This is a genomic window from Micromonospora sp. LZ34 (genome assembly GCF_052981855.1).
Genome location: NZ_JBRIQN010000014.1, coordinates 106,315 through 127,091 on the forward strand (window position 1 = coordinate 106,315; position 20,777 = coordinate 127,091).

Here is a 20,777-nt window from a genome sequence, read left to right on the forward strand (position 1 = left end):
CCCCTCGGCCATCTCATTCGGTGACCCATGCCGAGAAACAGAAGGGTCGACAGATGCGTGATCCCCTAGCTCCCCTGTGGCGACGCCGCCTTCCCCTGCCCGCCGCGCTGGCCGGGGCGATGGCCGTGGTGCTGCTGGTCAGCCCGGCCTCGGCCACCGCGCCGGCCGCCCCGCCCTCCGTCGACCTGGTCCGGGTCGGCGACGAGGAGGCGAACGTCGTCGAGGTGCTGCTCGCCGACACCGCCCAACTGGACGCCCTCGTCGCCACCGGCGTCGACCTCGACCACCACGTCGCCCACACCGAGGACGGCGTCGTCGCGCACGCGGTCATCACGGCCAGCGAGGGCGCGGCGCTGACCGCGGCCGGCTTCCGGCTCGGCAAGGTGGTGCACCGGCCCGCTGACGCGCGGGAGCGGGTGGCGGAACGCGAGGCGACGATCGCCGAGCACACCGCCGAGAACCGGCAGTTCGCCGCCGCGGCGGCCGACCCGACCGCGCCGGACGTCTCCGACGTGAAGATCATCCGCGCGGACTACTACACCTCCGGGACCAGCCAGATCCTGTCCGTGGAGGCGAAGTGGGCGCAGGGACAGACGGCCACGAACGCGCTGACCGTCGAGCGGGACAGCGGCCCGGGCACCGAGTTCGGCTCCGGCGGCACGCAGACCATCTCGCGCTTCGTCGACGCCGGCGTCTACCTCTACCACCGCGGCGCCGCGACGGTGACCAGCCGCCCCGACCGCATCCGGATCACCAGCCCGACCGGTGACGTGGCGATCGCCAAGGTGCAGGAGTGGCTGCCGACCCCGGGCACCGGCCCGGAGGGCCCGGGCTACCAGAAGGACTTCGTCACCAGCTACCTGACGCCCACCGAGCTGTACGCGCGGATCCACCAGCTGGCCGCGGAGTTCCCGGACCTGGCCGAGATCGTCGAACTGCCGTACAAGACCAACGGCTACCGGCGGCACGCGCAGGCGGTGCTCGGCACCGCCACCGCCAGCCGGGTCGCGGTCGACTCGCTGGCCTGGGGGCACCAGGGCGGCAACGACCTCTCCGTGGAGCTGGTCGACCCGGGTGCGGCGAACACGCCGCTGTCGGTGGCCGTCACCGGTAACGCGGTGCGCGTCACCCTGGGCACCGACGGCGCGGGCACGGTCACCAGCACCGCCGCCCAGGTCGTCGCGGCGCTCAACGCCGGCGCCGGATCGCTGCTGCGGGCGTACACCTATCGGGGCAGCCCGGGCACCGGCGTGGTCGCGCCGGCCGCGCGGACCCAGCTCACCGACGGGCTGAGCGCGCCGGCCAGCGTCTCCCGCGAGCCGCACCCGGTGTACGCGATCCGGATCGGCAAGCACCGCGACGGTTCGAAGCTCGGCGTGCTCGCCTACGCCCAGGAGCACGCCCGGGAGTGGGTGCCGCCGCTGGTCACCGTCGAGACCGCCGAGCGGCTGCTGCGCAACTACGCCCACGACGGGCAGACCAAGCAGCTGTTGAACAACCTCGACATCTGGATCGCCCCGTCGGTCAACCCGGACGGCGGGCACTACTCGTTCTACGACTTCAACTCGCAGCGCAAGAACATGACCAACCACTGCCCGCTGACCGGGTCGGCCGACTTCCTGGCCCGCAACTCGTGGGGTGTGGACAACAACCGCAACTACACCGAGTACAGCCTCTTCGACGGCTACTCGGGTGCGTCGTCGAGCTGCACCAGCGGCACCTACGCCGGCCCGAGCGAGCTGTCCGAGCCGGAGAACCGGAACCTGGACTGGCTGGCCGCGCGCCCGAACATCAGGTTCTCGATGAACCTGCACTCCTCGGGCAACTACTTCATGTGGTCGCCCGGCGCGTACGCCCTGCCGGACCGGGTCTCGGCGCCGCGGCCGACGTTGGCCGAGGAGTCGGCGTTCTGGGGCGCCTCGTCGCGGATTCTGACCGCCATCAAGCGGCACCGGAACATGGCGGTCACCCCGGCGCGCACCGGCCCGATCTCCGACGTGCTCTACTCGGCGGCGGGCAACTCCGGGGACATGCTTTGGTACAAGTACGGCATCTACGCCTGGAACTTCGAGGTCGGCACCTCGTTCCAACCCGAGTGGGAGGAGGCGCACGCCGAGGCGATGGAGTTCGCCAACGGGCTGGTCGAGATGATGCGGGTGGCCCGTGACTTCGCCAAGGACAAGCAGCGGCCGGAAAGCACCCTGAAGGTCGCGCCGAGCTCGACGCCGGGCATGCTGAACGTGACGTTCGAGACCAGCGAAGCGGCCGCGGTCTTCTACACCCTCGACAGCGCCGCGCCGACGTACAGCTCCACGCTGTACGGCTCCGCCGGCATCCGGGAGGGCGGGGAGACGTTGACCGTCCCGGCCGGCACCCGGGTGCACTGGTTCTCGGTGGACTCGGCGGGCAACGTCGAGAACAACTACCTCCCGGACGGCAACGGCAACAACTACCGCAAGGGCATCGCGGCCCTGCCGTAGGGCTGACAGTCGGACACCGCGAGGGGTGCGCCAGGGCTTCCGCCCCGGCGCACCCTGCCGTTTCATCGGGTTCGGCCGCTGGGAGCCCCTGACTGCGCTCCCGCCCCTGGCCGAGACCGACGTCGCTCGGGTGCGGAGTCCACACCCGACTCTGATGCTTCAGATTGATTGACGTCGTGCAGCAGGCGCATTACGGTCGCACATGTCGCAAGCATCTTCCGATATCCGTCTGGCATTGGCTCCAACGTGCAGCGCGCGCCTCACAATCTGGTTGTCGGGGCGGCAACCTGCCGGAGGGATGCCGCCGCGAAGGAGCTGAGATGGCTGCTCGACCCACCACCCGCCGGCGCCGACGGATCACCGCCGTCCTGGCGTCGATCCTGACGGCGACCGTGGCCCTGTCCCCGGCCGCGGTCGCCGCGCCGGCCGCCGCCGGAGCGCCACTCTTCGCCGACGACTTCACCACCGGACTCACCCGGTGGCGTGCGCTGACCGGATCGCTGGCCGAGTGGACGGCCGGCACCGCCGAGTTCGGCTACGTCTCGGTCGACACCCGCACCCAGTCCTCCGGCCGCTACCTCACCCCGACCACACCGGTCGGCCTGCCGGCGGCGTACGAGTTGCGCACCCGCGTCCGGGTCGAGGCCACCAGCGACTCGCCCACCGTGTCCGTGCTGACCGACTTCCGCGAGCCGTACGGTGTCACCCAGAACAACCTGGCCGCGCAGCTCACCGGCTGGTCCGGCGTGCAGATCGCCCGCCCGCTGACGCAGAACGTCTGCCGCGGCGCCGCCCCGCTGCGCCAGGGGGAGTGGCACGACCTGGTCATCCGCCGGGCCAACGACATCTCGGTGGTGGAGATCGACGCGCAGCGGGTCGCGGTCGTCGCCTCGCCCACCGCCGGCGGCACCATCGGCCTCGGTGTCTACCACGCCAAGGCGTCCTTCGCCGCCGTCGCGGTCACCGCCCTCACCGCTCCGCCCGCCGGCCATCCGACCACTCCCGCCGGCTGCTCCTGGACCGGGCCCGGCGAGCCGGACGCCGACCAGCCGGTGCTGGTCAACCAGAGCGGCTACAACCTCGGCCAGGCCAAGAGGTTCACCGCCCCGCGGGCCGTCAACGGCGACCCGTTCCGGGTCGTGGACGCCGCCGGGGTCGTCCGGCACCAGGGCACCGTCCAGGGACAGGTGGGTGACTTCACCGGCTTCGATCCGGCCGACGCCGGGCCGTACACGGTGGTGGTCGAGGGCGCGGCCGGCACCGGCGAGTCCGTGCCGTTCGGCATCGGCGCGGACTGGATCGAGCGGGTGTCGTACCGGCGGGCGGTGCAGTTCATGACCGATGTCCGCTGCTACTACGGCGACTTCAGCCGGATGACCTACGGCGGCACCGACCCGCAGAACTGCTACCTCGGCGTCGGCTGGCGCGACTCGCACCAGATGTCCTTCGAGCTGCCCTCGCTGATCGACATGTACCTGGCCAACCCGTCGGCGTTCGCCCGGATCACCGACCCCGAGGCGCGGTACGTCGGGCTGCCGGTGCAACTGCCGGCGGACACCCCGGAGATCGTCCGGCTGATCCACTGGGCGGTCGAGGTGTACCTCGGCGGGCGGGTCAACCACACCCTGCTCAAGGAGCAGCTCGCCGCCTTCCTCTACGCCTATCCGTACCTGGCCGAGTACATCCCCCGCCAGGTCTACGAGCGGGCCCGCGACTATCTCTTCCCGATCTGGGACGACCCGGCGAAGGACCGGTTCGCCTGGTACGACACCACCCCGCACACCGCGAACCTGTTGCAGGTCTACACCCAGGTCGGCTCCGGCAAGGGCGAGCTGCCGCCGGGCCACTCGGTCTGGCCCAACGTGATGATGCACGAGGTGGCCGTGCGGGAGGGGCGCGCCGACGCCGGCCGCTACCTGGCCGCCGCCCGGGCCCAGGCCGCCTGGCTGGTCGACCACCTCGACGTCGCCGACCCGACCGTCACCAAGGGGCAGCGGCAGGGGGAGTACCACCTGGTCACCGGCCTCGCCCGGCTGCTGGAACGGCGCCCCGACGCCACGCCGGCCGGCACCCGGGAGTTCATCCGCGCCTGGGCCGAGGTGGCAGCGCAGCGCTCGGCGAACCTGTGGGACTTCCGGAAGTACTCCGCGGACCGGTGGACCATCCCGCCGTTCACCGGCGGCGGGTCGGCCAGCGACCCGAACGAGACCGGCAACGTCGCCGGCTTCGCCGCCCCGGCGCTGGCCGCCGCGCGGGTGCTCGGCGACGACCCCCTCGCGGCCCGGCTGCGGCAGATCGCGGTGGCGCACGTGGACAACATTTTCGGCCGCAACCCCACCGGCCGGCACGCCTCATACCGTGGCCCGACCGGGCAGTGGGGCTTCGAGGGCGTGGAACGCGGCTGGTACTCCGAGTTCCAGGGCGGTGCCGGTCGCCTCCAGGGCGCCCGCGGGGTGCTCGACGGCAGCCCGAAGAACGCGCACTACCCGTACGCGCCGGCGGTGGGCAACATCGGCCACTCCGAGGGCTGGGTCACCTTCAACACGGCGTGGAACGAGGCGCTGGCCTGGCGGGCGGTCGACGCCACCGACGTGCGGGTCGTCGACGCCGCCGGCACCGCGGTGGACCGGGTGCCCGAGGGCGGCCGGGCGGCCGTACGACTGACCGCGCCGCTCAACCTCGACGCCGCCGCGCTGGACCGGGCCGACGTGCAGGTCCGCATCGGCGACGCCGCCCCGCAGCGCCTGGTCGCGGTGCAGGACGGGCCGAACGCCACCACGTACACCGTCGAGCTGGACCTGGCCGCCCTCGGCGCGACCCTGGGCGACACGGTCACCGTCTCGTACGGCCTCGGCTACTTCGCCCACGAGACCACGGTGACCGTCAGCGCGCCGCTGTGCCACGGCCGGCCGGCGACGATCGTCGGCACCGACGCCGCCGACCGGCTGGTCGGCACGGCCGGCGACGACGTCATCGCCGGCCGGGGCGGCGCGGACGTGCTGGTCGGGCGCGGCGGCAACGACGTGGTCTGCGGCGGCGACGGCGCGGACCGGCTGGTCGGGGGGCCCGGCGACGACGTGCTGCTCGGTGGCCCGGGCCCGGACGTCGTTGCCGGCGGCCCGGGCGTCGACCGGATCGACGGCGGCACCGACACCGACGTGATTGTCGGCGGCGGCGGTGAAGACCTGGTCGACCAGGCCGGCCCACAGGCGTGAGGCGGGCGGTGCCGGGCCCATCCTGCCCGGCACCGCGCCCCTACCTCTCGGGATTTCGCGACAGTCGTCCTGGCACCGGCCCGGTGCGAGGTCGTCCCCAGGGGACGGTGTTTGACCCACCTGGCCGGTCGACGGCTGCCAAACTGGCCGGATGGCGATCAGCGGCGGGTCGTCCGGAGCGCCGAGCCCGCAGGGGAGCGTCGCCGGGGCCCGGGTGACTGCGTCGGAGCTCTTCTTCGACCTGGTCTTCGTGTTCGCCTTCATCCAGGCCGCCGACCTGATCACGCAGGACCTCAGCTGGCCGGGACTGCTTCGTGGCCTGCTTGTGCTCGCCGTGCTCTGGTGGTGCTGGGCTCCGTACACCTGGCTGGGCAATGCGAGCCGGTCCGACGAGAGATTCACGCGCACGGTGCTGCTCACCGTCAGCGCGGTGATGTTCGTTCTGGCGTTGACCATTCCCGAGGCGTTCGTGGACCTGTCGGGCGGACTGTCGGGCCCGGTCGTCTTCGCGGCCTGCTATTCGGCGGTACGGGCGGCCCACCTGGTGGCGTCCCTGCACCTCGCCGCGGGGAACGTCGAGCGGCGCCACCAGCAGCGCCGGTTCGGTGCGGCGCTGTTCGTCGGTGTGTTCCTTCTCTTCACCGCGGCGCTGGTACCCCAGCGGATCTTCGACGATCCCGGCGACGTCATCGCCGCCCGCACCGGGCTGTGGGCGATAGCGTTCCTGGCGGAATACGGCGGGGTGCTCCTCGCCGGAGTTGGCGGCTGGCAGCTGTTCTCGGCCGAGTACTGGGCCGAGCGACACCGGCTGATCATCATCGTGGCGTTGGGGGAATCGCTCGTCGCGCTCGGCGTCGGCGCGGCCGACCACCCGATCTCCTGGCCGGTCGTCACGGGCGCCGCGCTGGGTGTGCTGGTCACCGCCGCGCTGTGGTGGATCTACTTCGACATCACCTCGATCGTCGCCGAACAGCGGCTGCGCCGCGCCGCCGAAGCGGAACGGGTGGTGCTCGCCCTGCGGCTCTACACGTACCTGCACCTGCCGATGGTCGTCGGCATCATCCTGATCGCCGCCGGCCTGGAAGAGGTGCTCGAGGTCGCCGGCACGGAGGGCGTGGCTGGCCACTGGCACGGCCTGAGCTGGTACGTGCTGTGTCTCGGCGTGATCGTCTACCTGCTGGCCATCGCCGCGTTCCAGTGGCGGTCGGTACGCACCATCGGCTGGTCGCGGCTCGCGACGGCGGTGCTGATCGCGGTGACGATCCCGGTGGCCGGCCTGCTGTCCGCGCTGGCAGGCCTCGCCGTCGTCACGGCGCTTACGGTGGGGCTGGTCGCGGTCGAGGTGGTGACCCGTGCGGATGCCCACCGGGCGGCGCGGCAGGCCGCGGCAGGCCGCTGACGCCCCGCGCGGTCCTCCGTCACCCGCCTGGCGCCCGATCGACCTGCCGGCCCGGGAGACCGGGCTTGCCCGCGCGGTGATCGAGGCGGCCGACTCGGTCAGCATCGCGTGCAGCGCGTCCCGGTTACCGGCCGCGAGGCAGGGCGCTCGGCGGGAACTGTTCGTGCGAGGCGTGGAAGCCGATGGCCGCCAGGTGGTTTCCCGCCGCACGCCGCCGGTGCGGTGACCGGGCTTACCCGGGCTCAGGACGAGGAAATGGCGCGATCAGCGACCGGGCAGGCTGCCGAGCAGCACCGCGCGGGTACTGCGGTGCGCCAGGTCCTCCGCGACATTGCCGAGCAACTTCTCGTCGAGCCCGTGCCCGCGCCGCCCGACCACCAACAGGTCCACGTCGCGGGCGTCGGCGACGGCCAGGATGGCGTCGGCCGGGTGACCGGCCACGATCTCGGTGCTCGCCGCGGGCAGCTCGTCCGGCAGCGTGCGTGCGATCTCGTCCAACATCCGCCGCGCCCGCCGGTGCTCGGCGTCCGCATCGAGGTCGGCCAGGTCCGGGTCGGTCACCGTGACGAGGACCAGCTCGCTGGTGGTGCCGGTCAGCGCGTGGGCGACGGCGCGCAGCGCCCGGTCGGAGTCGGGTGAGCCGTCCAGACCGACCAGCACGCGCAGGCCGGCGCCGGTCGGGGCCGGTGCGCGGGAGCGGACGTCGATCCGCTGTGGGGCGGCCCGGCCACGCTCGACGGCGATCGGGATGAACAGCGGGCCGAGCAGCCCGCCGACGAGGTACCACAGCAGATTGCGGTGCCCGCCGCGGGTGACGAAGAGCGCCGCGGTGACGAGCCCGGCCGCCAGCCAGACTGCGATCGCCAGGAGGCCCCAACCCAGCTCAGCCACGGCGGCTCCGCGGCGCGGGCGGTGCGGGCGGGCCGGTCATACCGGTGACTACCCCGGGTGGCGGCGGGTAAGCCAACGCCCGCGCAGTGACCAGACGCAGGTCCCGGTGATGAACCAGACCGACTGGGCGTCCGAGGAACCGGCCTGGACTGCGCGGCGGGTGCAGGATCCAATCCGGCGGGCCGATTCCCCGCACTGACCGGCTCGGTGGCGCACCCCGGCTGACGGCCGGCAGGTTCCGCCCCCGAGCGGCCGGGTATGCCCGGTGATGCGCTTGACGGCGGACGGAGGGGCAGGGACGGCGCTGCGCAGTCGACTCGGTGACGCCGTGCGGTCGAGCTGCCGACGGCTGCGGACGTACCTCATCCTCGCGGTGCTGGCCGGGCTCGCCGCGGCACTGGCCTGGCTGGTGGCGCGTGAGGTGCTGCGCAACCCGGATCCGACCTTCGCCCCGGCGGCGGCGGTCGCTGTGATCGTCGCCGCCCTGGGCAACCGGGCCCGCCGCACCGGGGAGCTGATCATCGGCGTGGTGCTCGGCATCACCGTGGGCGACCTGCTGATCCGGCTGTTCGGCACCGGGCCGTGGCAGACCGGGGCCATCGTCTTCCTGGCCATCTCGGCGGCCGCGTTGGTCAGGGGCACCGGCGCGTTGATGACCCAGGCCGGCGGTACCGCCGTGCTGATCGCCACGCTCACCCCCACCTCGCCGGATCTGGAAATGCCCCGGACCGTCAACGCGCTGGTCGGGGGAGTGATAGGCCTGCTGGTGGCGCTCGTGCTCGCCCCGCTCAATCCACTGCGCACCGTCCGCCGGGTCGCGGATCCCGCGCTGGACACCTTCGCCCGTCAGCTGACCGCCTCGGCGGAAGCCCTGGCCCGTACCGACGCCCGCGCCGCCGACGGTGTCCTGGACCGGATGCGCGCTGCCGAGCCGCAACTGAAGCAGCTCGCCGAGGCGGTGACCGCCGCCGAGGAGGTCGTCCGGTTGTCCCCGCTGCGGTGGCACCGCCGACGGACGCTGGCCGCGTACGGGCGGGGCGTCGAGCACATGGACCGGGCGTTCCGCAACAGCCGGGCCATGGTGCGGCGCATCGGCACCACCCTGCGTGACGCGGAACCGGTACCGGCCGCTCTGCCCGCCGCCGTCGAACGGGTCGGCGAGGCCGCACGGATGCTGCACCGCGAGTTCCTCACCGCCCGGGAACCCGCGCGGACCCGGGAGCGGGTGCTGCACGCGGTGCGGGAGGTCGGCGAGGCGTGCCGGCAGGAGATGGGCTTCTCCGGCACTATCGTCGTGTCGCAGCTACGTACCGTCGCCACCGACATGCTGCGTGCCACCGGCGTGCCACCGGACGAGGCCCGGCGGCTGGTCCGGCGGGCCGCCGCCGGGTACTAGGCGTGTTCGGCGTCGCCCGGACAGGCGGTTCGTCGCGGTGGCGGATAACGTTGGCTCCGGTGTGCCGGGAAGTCTGGTCGGCGATGGATGAAGCGACCCCTGCCGACGAGGAGATTCCGTGACCGACGCCACCCGGCGCCGTAGCAGCCTGTTCGCCCGCCGCTCATGGACCGAGACCAGCCGCATCGCCGAGATCCTTCGGCGGGAGACGGTGGGCGGAGCGCTGCTGCTGGTCGGGGCGCTGCTGGCCCTCATCTGGTCGAACTCGCCCTGGACGGACCACTACGAGGCAGTCCGGGACTTCCGGGTCGGCCCGGCCGCCCTGCACCTCGACCTCAGCCTGGCCGCCTGGGCGGCCGACGGTCTGCTGGCGATCTTCTTCTTCGTCGCCGGACTGGAACTCAAGCGCGAGTTCGTCGCCGGTGACCTGCGGGATCCGCGCCGCGCGGCGGTGCCGGTGGCGGCGGCGTTCGGCGGGGTGCTGGTGCCGGCCCTGCTCTACTACCTGATCGCCGGCGGCGACGCGGCCAGGGGCTGGGCGATCCCGACGGCGACCGACATCGCCTTCGCCCTGGCGGTACTCGCCGTGGTCGGCCGGTTCCTGCCGCCGGCGCTGCGGACCTTCCTGCTCACCCTCGCGGTCGTCGACGACCTGATCGCCATCGTGATCATCGCCGTCTTCTACACCACCGACCTGTCGGTCCTGCCCCTGTTCGGCGCCCTGGTCCCACTGGCGATCTTCGGCCTGCTGGTGCAGCGCCGGGTCCGGTCCTGGTGGCTGCTGCTGCCGCTGGCCGGCGTGACCTGGGTGCTGATGCACGAGTCCGGGGTGCACGCCACCGTGGCGGGCGTGCTGCTGGCCTTCACCGTCCCGGTCGTGCGCAGCGAGGCCGCCGGGGGACCGGGTGCCGGCCCGGGGCTGGCCGAGCACTTCGAGCACCGGTTCCGGCCGATCTCCGCCGGCGTTGCGGTGCCGATCTTCGCCTTCTTCTCCGCCGGGGTCGCGGTGGGCGGCCTGACCGGCCTGACCACCGCAGTGACCGACCGCGTCGCGATCGGCATCGTCGTCGGGCTGGTCGTCGGCAAGCCGATCGGCATCCTGGGCGCGACCTGGCTGGTCTCCCGGCTCACCCGCGCCAACCCCGAGGAGGGCCTGAACTGGCTCGACGCGTTCGGTCTCGCGCTGCTCGGTGGCATCGGCTTCACCGTCTCCCTGCTCGTCGGCGAGTTGGCCTTCGGCCTGGGCAGCGAGCGGGACGACCACGTGAAGGTCGGCGTGCTCACCGGCTCTCTACTCTCGGCGCTGCTCGCCTCGGTGGTCCTGCGCGTCCGCAGCCGCGTGCACCGCCAGGTGTGCGAGGCCGAGGCCGTCGACCGCGACCAGGACGGGGTGCCGGACGTCTATGACCCGGAACCCGACCGGCCCGACATCCGCTGAGTTGAGGACTGCCAGGCCGCCGCGGCACGCGCGAACCCCTCACCGACCCGGGCGCAATGGACGTCGCCACATCACCCACCCGATCGCCGTCAGCATCGCCCCACCGCCGACCACGAGCAGCCATCGCGTGACGACGGCCGTCTCGTCGTTGGCGTCGGCCACCCGTCCGGCCGGATCGCCCGGGTCGTAGCGCAACGTGATCGGCGCGCCCACCTGCTGCTTCGTCCTCGTGGAGGGGTCACTGACCTCGGCCGTGACCTCCTCGCCGGTAGCCGTCGTGAAGCGCACCGTCAGGTGCGTGGTCCTACCGCCGCGGACCTCCACGATCTGACCGCTCGTCACGACACCGCGGACCTGCAACACATGGTGATCGCGCCAGGCATCGATGCCGATGGCGAGCAGCGCACCGCCCAGGGCAACCCCGACCAGGACCGCGATCCAGCTCGGCCGGCCGAAGCCGGGGCCCCGCGTCCGGCGTCCCGGCTTCGGCCCGCGCAGCGCTGGCCGGCTGAGAATCTCCAGCTGCCTCCCGGACGCCCACCGGCGCCGACGCCGCTCCCGCCGACCTGCTACGGCCTCAGTATGCGGATCGATCTCGAGAACACCCACCCCCCGATCCGTCCATCGAGCCCGGCCACCCGGAACGGGCGGACGTTCGTGGTCACGGCGCTACGGACGCAGGTCACGGCGGCGGTAGCCCCAGGCGCCGGCCACCAGGGCCGCGCCGGTCAGGATGAACATGACGGCCACCGCCGGCCAGTTCGGCGCCGTGTCCGGCACGGCCGTGAGATGGGCGTACGGTGACAGCCGGCCCACCCAGCCCGGCGCCTCCACGCTGTCCGCGATGACCTTGAGCAGGAACCCGCCGGCTGTCGGCACCATGCCCAGGCCCGTCACCGCATACGGCGTCCCGCCGAGGGTGAGGGTCGCCGCCCCGAGACTGAGCAGCGCCACCGGGATGACGTTCCACGTGCCGGCGAGCGCCGCGGACAGCGGCAGGTCCGCGCCGACTGTGGCGGCGCCGAGCCAGGTCGCCACCGCCGCGACGGTGACGAGGACGAGCACCCCGGCGGTCGTGGTCACCACCTCGGCGGCGAGCAGCCGGGCCCGGGTGGTCGGCCCGGCCTGCAGCAGGGTCAGCCGTCCGCCGGTCTCCGCGGCGGCGAACGCGGCGAGCCGGACCGCGGCGAAGGCGCCGACGGGAACGGCGAGCAGGGCGAACAGGGTGGCGGCGTACCCGCGGACGGTGCCCAGGCCGGCGAAGCCCGCCTGGGCGGCCAGGTCCGCGAAGCGGGGGTTCTCGGCGAGGAAGGCGGTCATCGAGTCGGCGAGCAGCCCGATCAGCAGGAAGTACGCGCCGATCCCCGCCGACCAGCCGGCCAGCGGCCGCAACACCCGCCGGACGGCGAAGGCCTCGACCGAGCCCAGCAGCCACCGGCGGGGCGGTCGACCCGCCGCGACGCGGAGCAGTCCGTCGCGGACGTCCCGTCGTCCCGCGAGGGACAGGGCGGCGGCGGCCAGCGCGATGGTGGTGCCGGCGACCACGACCAGGGGCGCCCAACGGTCGTCGTGGTAGGGGCGGCTGAGGGCCAGCGGCCCGTACGGGGGCAGCCAGCGTAGCCAGCCGAGCGCGGCGACGCCGTCGCCGACCATCCGCGCCAGCAGGGCAACGCCCAGCAGTGCCAGGGTGCCTGCGGTGGCTCCGGCCCGGGTGGGGAAGACCTGGGCGGCGAGGGCCGCCGCCGCGACGGCGTACATGCCGACCAGCGCCAGCCCGGCGGCGTGCAGGACCGCACCGCCGGCCGGCGTGCCGACGGCGGTCAGCGCCGCGGCGAGCGCGATCCCGGCCAGGGTCATCGCGGCCGTCAGCACCGCGAGGTGCCGGCCGAGCACCGCCGCCGGGGTCAACCGGCCGGCGAGGAGGAGGTCCCAGCGGCCGGCCTCCTCCTCGCCGCGGGTGATCCGGGTGGTGGCGAGCAGCCCCCACACCGACACCAGGACGGCGAGCACGGTGCCGGTGCGCCAGACGGTGAAGCCGCCGGCGGTGTCGAGGGCGACGGGTTCGCCGAACAGCGTGCGGATCGCGGGGTTGCGGGCCAGCGCGGCGAGCGCACCGGCGTCGAGCCCGTCGCCGACCGTGCTGGCGTAGGTGGCGGCAACCAGCGTGGACATGCCCACCGTTACGGCCAGCACCACGAACGCAGCCCGGCGGATCTGGCGTACGGCGAGTCGGGCGGCGGCGCGGCTGGCCGCGGTACGCGCCGTGCCGGGGTGCGCGGTGGCGGTCACCGGTCCGCCTCGCCGTAGTAGTCGAGGAAGATCTCCTCCAGGCTCGGCTCCCGAACCGTGAGCGCGGTGACCTCGGCAGCCGCGAGGGCGCGCAGGGCCGGTGCGGGCGAACCGGTCAGGGTGAGTCGCAGCAGGTCGGAGTCCTGGGCGAGGACGTCGACGCCGGCCAGGCCGCGCACGTCGGGGGCGGTGCCGGTGAAGCGGGCGGTCACCTCGGTGCGGTGCAGCCGGCGCAGCTCGGGAACGCTGGCGACGTCGACCAGCCGGCCGGCGCGCAGGATGGCGACCCGGTCGCAGACCGCTTCGACTTCGGCGAGCTGGTGGGAGCAGAGGAAGACGGTCTGCCCGCGGTCGCGGGCGTGGGCGACGGCTCGGCGGAACTCCCGCTCCATCAGTGGGTCGAGGCCGCTGGTCGGTTCATCCAGGACCAGCAGCGGCGCCCGGGTGGCGAACGCGGCGACCAGGGCGACCTTCTGCCGGTTGCCGGTGGAGTATGCCCGGCCGGGTTTGGACAGGTCGAGGGCGAACCGGTCGACCAGTTCGTCGCGGTAGGCGCGGTCGAGACCGGGACCGGTGGCGGCGAGGAGCTCGAGGGTTTCCGCACCGGTGAGCTGCGGCCACAGCGCGACGTCGGCGGGCACGTAGGCCAGCATGCGGTGGGCGGCGACGTTCGCGGCATCGGTGTCGAAGATCCATGCCCGGCCAGCGGTGGGCCGGGCCAGTCCGAGCAGCAACCGGATGGTGGTGGATTTCCCGGCGCCGTTCGGACCGAGGAAGCCGAACACCTCGCCGGCCGGCACGGTGAGGTCCAGCCCGTCGAGGGCGAGCAGCGAGCCGTAGCGCTTGGTCAGGTGTTCGGTGCGGACGGCGGGTGTGGCCATGTGGCGCCTCCGGTCGACGACGTGTCACGACTGCCGACCAGGCTTCCCGGCGCACCACGGGCCACCGTACTACCCGCCGTCACGCCGGGGAAGAGCCGATTGGGGACGGCGTAGGGGCCGCGAGCCTCAGGGAATGGTCAGGCCGTAGGCGGCGAGGACCTCGGTGATCGACTGGTAGTAGGTGGTGCCGCCGGTGGTGCAGTTCCCGCTGCCGCTGGAGAGGATGCCGATGATCGTGGCGGTGGCGGCCACGTACAGCGGACCGCCGCTGTCGCCGTGCTCGGCGCAGATGTTGGTGCGGATCAGCCCGGACACGCTGCCCTGGGCGTAGTTCACGGTCTGGTTGAGGCCGGTCACCAGGCCGCACCGGACGGTGGTGGCGCCGCTGCGGCACACCGCCTGACCGCGTACGCGGTGCCGGCGCCCTGGATGGTGAGCAGGCGGGGATGGCCGGCTCCCCGGCGGGGATCCGACCAGGACGCCAGACCTGCTCCCGGGCGGTGGCCCGCGACTCACGGTGGACCTTCCCCGCTCGAGCAGCGTGGACTGCATGGCTGAGGACGTCGACGAGCTTCATCCGCTCTCGCCACCGACGCTGCTGCGTCGAGCGCGACCCGGTGACCGGCGCAGCAGCAGTGTGGCGAGCTCGCAGGCGTCGAGCCCGAGCGGGCCGCTCGTGGGCGGGTGTAGGGCGGACCCCAGCCGTACTTACATATTGCAACATCTGGATTCCTATCGCTCTCTATGGCAAGGTCGCTGCGGAATACCTGCGCCACCGCCGTAAACATGCATGTGCGTTGCGGTATGCGCACAGCTCATGCAACCGTCCTGCACGTCTCTGATCATCAGGAGGGCAACGCAAGCATGGCAACCAACCCGTCCGGCGCTCTCGACCAGCGTCGGCTGCTGGCGCTCGCCGCGACCAGGAGGCGGTTCCTGACCGCTGGTGGCGCGGCTGGTGCGGTGGCGCTCAGTGCCGGACTGCTCGGCATCACGGCGAGCCAACCGGCGAGTTCAGCCCCACCGCGGTTACGCGAGTACCCGTTCCGGCTGGGCATCGCCTCCGGTGACCCGTTGCCGGACTCCGTCATTATCTGGACCCGCCTGGTCATCGACCCGCTCGCGTCTTTCGGTGGGATGGAGTACCAGCGGTTCCCGGTCGAGTGGCAGGTCGCCACCGACGAACGGTTCAGCACCGTCGTTCGCGCCGGCGCGGTCGTGGCCAGACCGGAATCGGCGCACGCCGTGCACGTGGACGTGCGTGGCCTCCAGCCGTGGCGGGAGTATTTCTACCGGTTCCGCGCCGGCCCGTACCTCAGCCCGATCGGCCGCACCAAGACCGCTCCGTCACCTGGCGCCTCCGTGAACGGCATGGTCTTTGCCTTCGCATCCTGCCAATCCTGGACGTCCGGCTACTACACCGCCTACGCCGATATGGCGAGCCGGCATCACGACGTGGTGGTGCACCTGGGTGACTACATCTACGAGTACGGTGCCCGGCCCGAGGTGGCGCGGCAGAGCCCGTTGCCGCCGCACCTCATGTATCCGGGGCTGTCCGAGACCGTGACCCTGGACCAGTACCGCGACCAGTACGCGTTGTTCAAGGCCGATCCCGACCTGCAGGCCGCTCATGCCGCCGCGCCGTGGATCGTCACCATCGACGATCACGAGGTCGAGAACGACTGGGCGGGGCAGGTGTCGGAGAACGACGACCCGTGGGAGGAGGTGTTCCTCGTCCGCCGGGCCAACGCGTTCCGCGCCCACTGGGAGCACATGCCGGTGCGCCGGCCGATGATGCCGAGCGGCCCCGACATGCAGATCTATCGTCGCTACTCGTACGGCAACCTGGCCGAGTTCAACATCCTGGACAGCCGGCAGTACCGGTCGGCCCGCGTCGCGCAGGACGACCCGACATGGCGTGACGCCAACCGCACCATCCTGGGTTCCGGGCAGGAGGCCTGGCTGCTCGACGGCATGGCCAGCACAACCCGGCGATGGAACATCATCGCCCAGCAGAACACCATGTCCAGGCTCGACAGCCTGGCCGGGACCGGCGAGCGGTACGGGATGGACCGGTGGGACGGATATCCTGCCTCTCGGGATCGGATCCTCACCGGCGCGTACGAGCGCGGTGTGCGCAACCTCGTCTCGATCGGTGGCGACGTGCATCGCAGCATCGTGTCCGACCTGAAGCTCGACTTCGAAAATCCATCCTCGCCGACAGTCGGGGTGGAGTTCGGCGGCACCTCGATCGCGTCCGGCGGTGACGGCGTGGACATCGACGCTGCCGCCCGCGTCACGCTCGCCGAGAACAGTCACGTCAAGTTCGTCAACGTCCAGCGTGGCTACCAGCGCTGCACGCTCACCCACGATTTGTGGGAGACCGACTACCGGGTGGTCGACTTCATCACCCGCCCGGGGGGCACCACGACAACCCGGACCAGACTCGTCGCGCAGGATGGAGTGCCCGGTGTCGAGTTCGCGTAAGGGATCGAGGATGCGTCGCGTCGTCATGGTTGCGGCGCTCGGAGGGGCACTGGCCGTTCCGCCGGCGGTCTCCGCTACCACCGACGACGGTCGTCCCACCGCCCTGGTCGCCCTCTCGGTCAGCCCGCAGCGGCTGGACATCGTCGCCGGCCTGCCCTGCCTGCCCGCGCCGAAGCTCACACTCGGCATGACGAACACCGTTGCCGAACCCATCTTCGGCGACACCAGGCTGACGGCAGATGCTCGGCTCACCCTCTCCCGTGGAATGTTCTCCAGCTACCTGCCTGGCGGGCAGACGGTGACGGCGCCACTCGTGGTCCGCGCTCCGCATGGGACAGCTCCCGGCGAATACACTCTCGGCCTGACGTCGGGCCGACACCGGCTCAGCGTGCCGGTGCACGTGTCGGCGCCGCCACCCCGGCAACCAGGAGACAACCTGTTGCGCGGAGCTGAGGCCAACGGCACCTCGACCTACGTAACCTCTTCGACGGAGTTCAACCCGTGTGGCGGCAGCGACGGCGACCGTCGTTGGACCCAGTCGACCGGATGGCAATCCGCCGGCAGTGGCCAGTTCCCGGTCTACTACACCATCACCCTGCCCGAGCCGGAGACGATGACTCGGATCGACCTCTACACGGCGAACTCCGCCGCGGCCAAGCCGCACACCCACGGCGTGCGGGACTACGACGTACAGGTTCTGGGCGCCGGTGGCGAGTGGCAGACGGTGGCGCAGGTCCGCGGCAACACGGTGGTGAAGAGTACGTCCAGCTTCCTCCCGGTCCGGACCACCGGTGTCCGCATCGCCGTCCTGGCTTCCAACAACGCCGACTATGCCCGAATAGCCGAAGTGGAGGCGTTCCTCGACTGATGCCCACCTGAATGCTGGCCCCGAGCTCGAACCCGCTCGGGGCCAGCACCATGGGTCGGGGCGACGAGCGCTCCTCGACTCAGGGCACGCAGGGCGTCAGCGCTCGCAGCGCTGATGACCCTCCAGTTTGATTGACCACATGCAACATACGGGATACCTTTTCGTATCGCGCAAGTCGGTCTCATTGTCGCCCTGAGATGGCAGCGGCGCGCCTGGCAGCAGCCCATCGCCCGAGGATGGAGTAAGCAGATGTCCGGTCGTCCACCACTTCGCGTCCTTCTCGCGATGATCACGGCGCTTCTGGTGCCGTTCGCAGTCGCTGTCCCGTCCTCCCCGGCGGCGGCCGCCGAGACAATGGTCATCACTCCCTCCACTCCCGGCGCCTACACCGAGACCGGAACCTGGGCGAACGCCCGGGACCCCGGTTTCGACGGCTCTCCCTCGCGGTACAGCCGGGCCCCCGGTTCCACGGCCACCTGGACCGTCGTGGCACCCGCCTCCGCCAGGTATGACCTTGCCGTCTACTACACGGCGAGTGTCGACAACGCGAAGGTGGGGTACGCCTGGACCGGAGGGCCGGACACCCCGACGGTGGTCAACCAGGCCGTCGGCGGCAACGCCTGGCGCCAGATTGGCTCCACCTACCTGGACAAGGGGCAAACCTTCACCCTGACGGTCACCGCCACCGCGGGTCCGGCGGTGACCACTCCCAGCCTGAACGTCATCACCCGGGCCAACGCGGTGCGGTTGCTCGAGGTGGCCGGTGACGACGAGCCGGTCGCCGACTGCGGTACGGACGACACGGCGGCACCGATCGTCGACGCGCCGGAACAGCGCTTTCCCTCCTACCGGCTGTCGCAGCACGGCACCATGGTCTCGCTGGCCGGCGACGGCTGGACCATGTCAATCGATCGTCGAGGCTTCCGTTACGGACTCGAGGTCGACGGCGCGCCAGCCGCAGCGCCCCACCCGACAGCCGGGTTGCAACTGGCCGTCCCGGATCATGCGCCGTGCGACGCCGTCGCCGCGAGGCTCACCGCGGCGGACGCGTCGAGCGCGCGGTTCTCCGTAACCTTCTCCAACGGCCGCCGGGCGGATGTCACCCTCGTGCCCGCGGAGCATTCCATGAATCTGCGGATCGCGGCCGCCGACTCGAACACCGGCACCGTGCGGGCGCAGGTCGCCGGGGGCATGAACCCCGCGTACGGGCTTGGTGACCTGGGCGGATTCCGGACCGACCTGAACGTCTACGGCATCCGCAACCTCGACTACTACGCCCAGAACAGCGCTGGCACGACGAACCAACGCTTCGTCTCGACGTTCACCGTCTTCCCCGGCCGGAAGCTCGCCCAGGTCGTGCTCTCGAACGAGAGCCTGGCCGTGCAGGTCGACAGTGCCGCGACCCTGCTCGGTGTCAACGGCCCGCAGATGTCCGGACTGCACTACTTCTTCGGGGACATGCCGACGATCTACCAGCGCTACGCCGAGGTCCGACGGAGCGCGGGCTACGTCGACGCGAAGCCGGACTACACGCTCTTCGGCGTCGGCTACGAGTCCTACGGCGCGCTCGGCTACAGCACCAACCAGCAGACCATCACCGACTCGGTGACGAAGTACCTGGACAAGGGATTCCCCCTCAGCTGGGTGGTGACCGGCTCGGGGTTCTGGCCGTACGGTTCGGGGAGCGCCCAGGGCACGACCTCCAGCTTCGGCCTGTGGGGCGCGAAGTATCCGGATCCCGACGGGTACAAGAAGTTCCTGCACGACAACGGGATCAAGCTGCTTCTCGGAGCTCGGCAGTCCTTCCGGGCGCTGCCGGCCGACGGCGGCACGTACGATCCCGCTCTCGACGGTGACGGCACCGCCGTGGGCATCGAACGGGGCTACTTCATCAAGGACGCGAACGGTAAGCCACGGGTGTTCAGGCCGGTGTCGTTCCCCAACACCGCGATGTACCTGATCGATCCGGACAACGAGGAGGCTGTCCGGTGGTTCGTGGCCCGTAGCCAGGAGTGGGGAGCGGACGGGTACAAGGAAGACCACATGTTCGACGGCACCGTGAACCGGTACGTCAACAACGCGCTGGTGAACCCGGTCAACGAGGGCCTCAACGACGACGGCAAGCTCATGATGGTGCGCAACAGCGCCTTCTCGGTGGCGGGCTCCATCCTGCGGATCAACGACACCGACTACAACCACGGGCCGGGGGACCGCGACCGCACGGTCGTCAACGGGCTCGCCTACGCGGCCAGCGGTCAGCCCAACTTCTATCCGGACATCGTCGGCGGACGGATCATCGGCGACCTGGAAACCAACACCTCAAAGCAGCGGTACCTGACCCGGAACGCCATGATGGCCGCCATGTCGCCGGCGATGTCCTTCGGCAACGAGCCATGGCGGATGAACGATCCCGCCCTGGTGGCGGCGACCCGGAAGGCCGCACAGTGGCACGCCGAACATCAGCCCTACATCTACTCGGCGGCCGTCACCGCGTACGACACGGGCTTCCCCTCGACGGCGACACCGCTTCCGGTGGCGTTCCCCGACGACCCCCAGGTCCGCGATCTGGCGTCCGCAGCCAAGAAACAGTACGAGTGGATGCTCGGGCCGTCACTGCTGGTCGCACCGCTGTACGGCGGCGACACCGACACGGCGATGTCCCGTGACGTCTATCTTCCGGCCGGCGAGTGGATGGACATCGAGACTGGTGAGCGGTTTTCCGGCCCCACCACGCTCACCGCCTACCTGCAGCCGTTCGGCAAGATTCCCGCCTTCGTCGGCGGCACCGGCATCCTCGTCCACGACCCCGGGGCGCGAGATCCGGGCGACGCCGTCGCCGCCGGGGATGTGCGGGCGAGCGTCTACCCCGTCGTCACACCCGGCGCCACCTTCACCTACATCAGCAGCGACGGACACGCCCGAAGCCGGATCAGCGCGAAGAACACCTCATGGTCGGCAGAGGACATCGTTGTCCGGGACTCGTCGGGCGCCGACATCGCCTTCAACAGGAACCCGGTCACCGGGGCGATCGAGTTCGCCGTCGAGGCGGGGCTGGACTACGTGGTCTCGGACGCTGATTCTCCCGAGTGGGGCCTCAAGGTCATCGACATCCGGCCGGCCGGCCCGGTTGTTACCGACCGGGCGCTGCCCGTGCAGTTCGGACTGGTGGATCAGACCGGTTCCCCCGCCAGCCGCCTCGTCACCGAGGTCGTGCAGACGGCACCGGATGGCACCGAACGGCAACTGGAGTTCGAGACCGACGACCAGAATCGGGTCCACGCCGTTCTGAAGACGCAGGCCGGCGTCGCGGGAACCTACGTCGTCGTGGTGAAGGCGGCGGACGGGCGTCGGCTGGCGCATGTCAACCTGAAGGTCACCTGACACGCGAGCGGCTCCGGCGTCGATCCTGATGGCGACCGTTGGTCTGACGGCG

12 protein-coding genes and 1 pseudogene are annotated in these 20,777 nt (G+C 71.6%); 8 read left to right on the forward strand and 5 right to left on the reverse strand.

Annotation, left to right across the window (positions count from 1 at the left end; all coding sequences use genetic code 11):
• Positions 1 to 53: 53 nt before the first annotated feature.
• The 3 genes from ACVCAH_RS17330 (at position 54) to ACVCAH_RS17340 (ending at position 7,094) form a co-directional block, all read left to right on the forward strand.
• Positions 54 to 2,480: a M14 family metallopeptidase gene (locus ACVCAH_RS17330; protein ID WP_447137179.1), complete on the forward strand. Its 2,427-nt coding sequence runs from the start codon at positions 54 to 56 to the stop codon at positions 2,478 to 2,480.
• 320 nt (positions 2,481 to 2,800) lie between these two features.
• Positions 2,801 to 5,695 (forward strand): hypothetical protein, encoded by a 2,895-nt coding sequence (locus tag ACVCAH_RS17335; protein ID WP_447137180.1) that lies wholly within the window; start codon positions 2,801 to 2,803, stop codon positions 5,693 to 5,695.
• A 151-nt stretch (positions 5,696 to 5,846) separates the two neighbouring features.
• Positions 5,847 to 7,094: a low temperature requirement protein A gene (locus ACVCAH_RS17340; RefSeq protein ID WP_447137181.1), complete on the forward strand. Its 1,248-nt coding sequence runs from the start codon at positions 5,847 to 5,849 to the stop codon at positions 7,092 to 7,094.
• Between the two features lie 264 nt (positions 7,095 to 7,358).
• Here the strand turns inward: ACVCAH_RS17340 and ACVCAH_RS17345 are convergent, their stop codons facing one another.
• The gene (locus tag ACVCAH_RS17345) at positions 7,359 to 7,985 is read right to left on the reverse strand and encodes a universal stress protein (RefSeq protein WP_447137182.1); all 627 of its coding nucleotides are present in this window, start codon (positions 7,983 to 7,985) and stop codon (positions 7,359 to 7,361) included.
• 328 nt (positions 7,986 to 8,313) lie between these two features.
• On the opposite strand from ACVCAH_RS17345, the gene ACVCAH_RS17350 reads away from it, so the two are divergent.
• Both ACVCAH_RS17350 and nhaA read left to right on the forward strand, forming a co-directional pair.
• Entirely contained in the window at positions 8,314 to 9,381 is a 1,068-nt protein-coding gene (locus ACVCAH_RS17350; protein WP_447137183.1) for an FUSC family protein, read from the forward strand.
• 118 nt (positions 9,382 to 9,499) lie between these two features.
• A complete protein-coding gene (nhaA, locus tag ACVCAH_RS17355) occupies positions 9,500 to 10,819 on the forward strand; it encodes a Na+/H+ antiporter NhaA (RefSeq protein ID WP_447137184.1) in 1,320 nt (439 codons plus the stop codon).
• Between the two features lie 39 nt (positions 10,820 to 10,858).
• On the opposite strand, the gene ACVCAH_RS17360 is transcribed toward nhaA, so the two are convergent.
• The 4 genes and pseudogenes from ACVCAH_RS17360 to ACVCAH_RS17375 form a co-directional block, all read right to left on the reverse strand.
• Positions 10,859 to 11,161, reverse strand: a complete 303-nt coding sequence (locus tag ACVCAH_RS17360; protein WP_447137185.1) for a DUF3592 domain-containing protein — start codon at positions 11,159 to 11,161, stop codon at positions 10,859 to 10,861.
• Between the two features lie 327 nt (positions 11,162 to 11,488).
• A complete protein-coding gene (locus ACVCAH_RS17365) occupies positions 11,489 to 13,108 on the reverse strand; it encodes a hypothetical protein (protein ID WP_447137186.1) in 1,620 nt (539 codons plus the stop codon).
• The gene (locus tag ACVCAH_RS17370; protein ID WP_447137187.1) at positions 13,105 to 13,989 is read right to left on the reverse strand and encodes an ATP-binding cassette domain-containing protein; all 885 of its coding nucleotides are present in this window, start codon (positions 13,987 to 13,989) and stop codon (positions 13,105 to 13,107) included. The genes ACVCAH_RS17365 and ACVCAH_RS17370 overlap by 4 nt, the downstream gene beginning before the upstream one ends.
• 126 nt (positions 13,990 to 14,115) lie before the next feature.
• A pseudogene (locus ACVCAH_RS17375) lies at positions 14,116 to 14,417 on the reverse strand (S1 family peptidase); the annotation flags it as partial.
• Positions 14,418 to 14,853: 436 nt separating this feature from the next.
• Here ACVCAH_RS17375 and ACVCAH_RS17380 point away from each other — a divergent pair.
• From ACVCAH_RS17380 to ACVCAH_RS17390, 3 genes are all read left to right on the forward strand, one after another.
• Positions 14,854 to 16,476, forward strand: a complete 1,623-nt coding sequence (locus ACVCAH_RS17380) for an alkaline phosphatase D family protein (RefSeq protein ID WP_447137188.1) — start codon at positions 14,854 to 14,856, stop codon at positions 16,474 to 16,476.
• A gap of 10 nt (positions 16,477 to 16,486) precedes the next feature.
• The gene (locus ACVCAH_RS17385; protein WP_447137189.1) at positions 16,487 to 17,344 is read left to right on the forward strand and encodes a discoidin domain-containing protein; all 858 of its coding nucleotides are present in this window, start codon (positions 16,487 to 16,489) and stop codon (positions 17,342 to 17,344) included.
• A gap of 285 nt (positions 17,345 to 17,629) precedes the next feature.
• Positions 17,630 to 20,725: a TIM-barrel domain-containing protein gene (locus ACVCAH_RS17390; protein WP_447137190.1), complete on the forward strand. Its 3,096-nt coding sequence runs from the start codon at positions 17,630 to 17,632 to the stop codon at positions 20,723 to 20,725.
• Positions 20,726 to 20,777 lie beyond the last annotated feature (52 nt).

Excerpts from the sequence above, each read along its gene's own strand:
- ACVCAH_RS17335 (WP_447137180.1), top strand. The coding sequence starts at position 2,801 with ATGGCTGCTCGACCCACCACCCGCCGGCGCCGACGGATCACCGCCGTC.
- ACVCAH_RS17340 (WP_447137181.1), top strand. The coding sequence starts at position 5,847 with ATGGCGATCAGCGGCGGGTCGTCCGGAGCGCCGAGCCCGCAGGGGAGC.
- ACVCAH_RS17380 (WP_447137188.1), top strand. The coding sequence starts at position 14,854 with ATGGCAACCAACCCGTCCGGCGCTCTCGACCAGCGTCGGCTGCTGGCG.
- ACVCAH_RS17370 (WP_447137187.1), bottom strand. The coding sequence starts at position 13,989 with ATGGCCACACCCGCCGTCCGCACCGAACACCTGACCAAGCGCTACGGC.
- ACVCAH_RS17390 (WP_447137190.1), top strand. The coding sequence starts at position 17,630 with ATGATCACGGCGCTTCTGGTGCCGTTCGCAGTCGCTGTCCCGTCCTCC.
- ACVCAH_RS17385 (WP_447137189.1), top strand. The coding sequence starts at position 16,487 with ATGCGTCGCGTCGTCATGGTTGCGGCGCTCGGAGGGGCACTGGCCGTT.
- ACVCAH_RS17330 (WP_447137179.1), top strand. The coding sequence starts at position 54 with ATGCGTGATCCCCTAGCTCCCCTGTGGCGACGCCGCCTTCCCCTGCCC.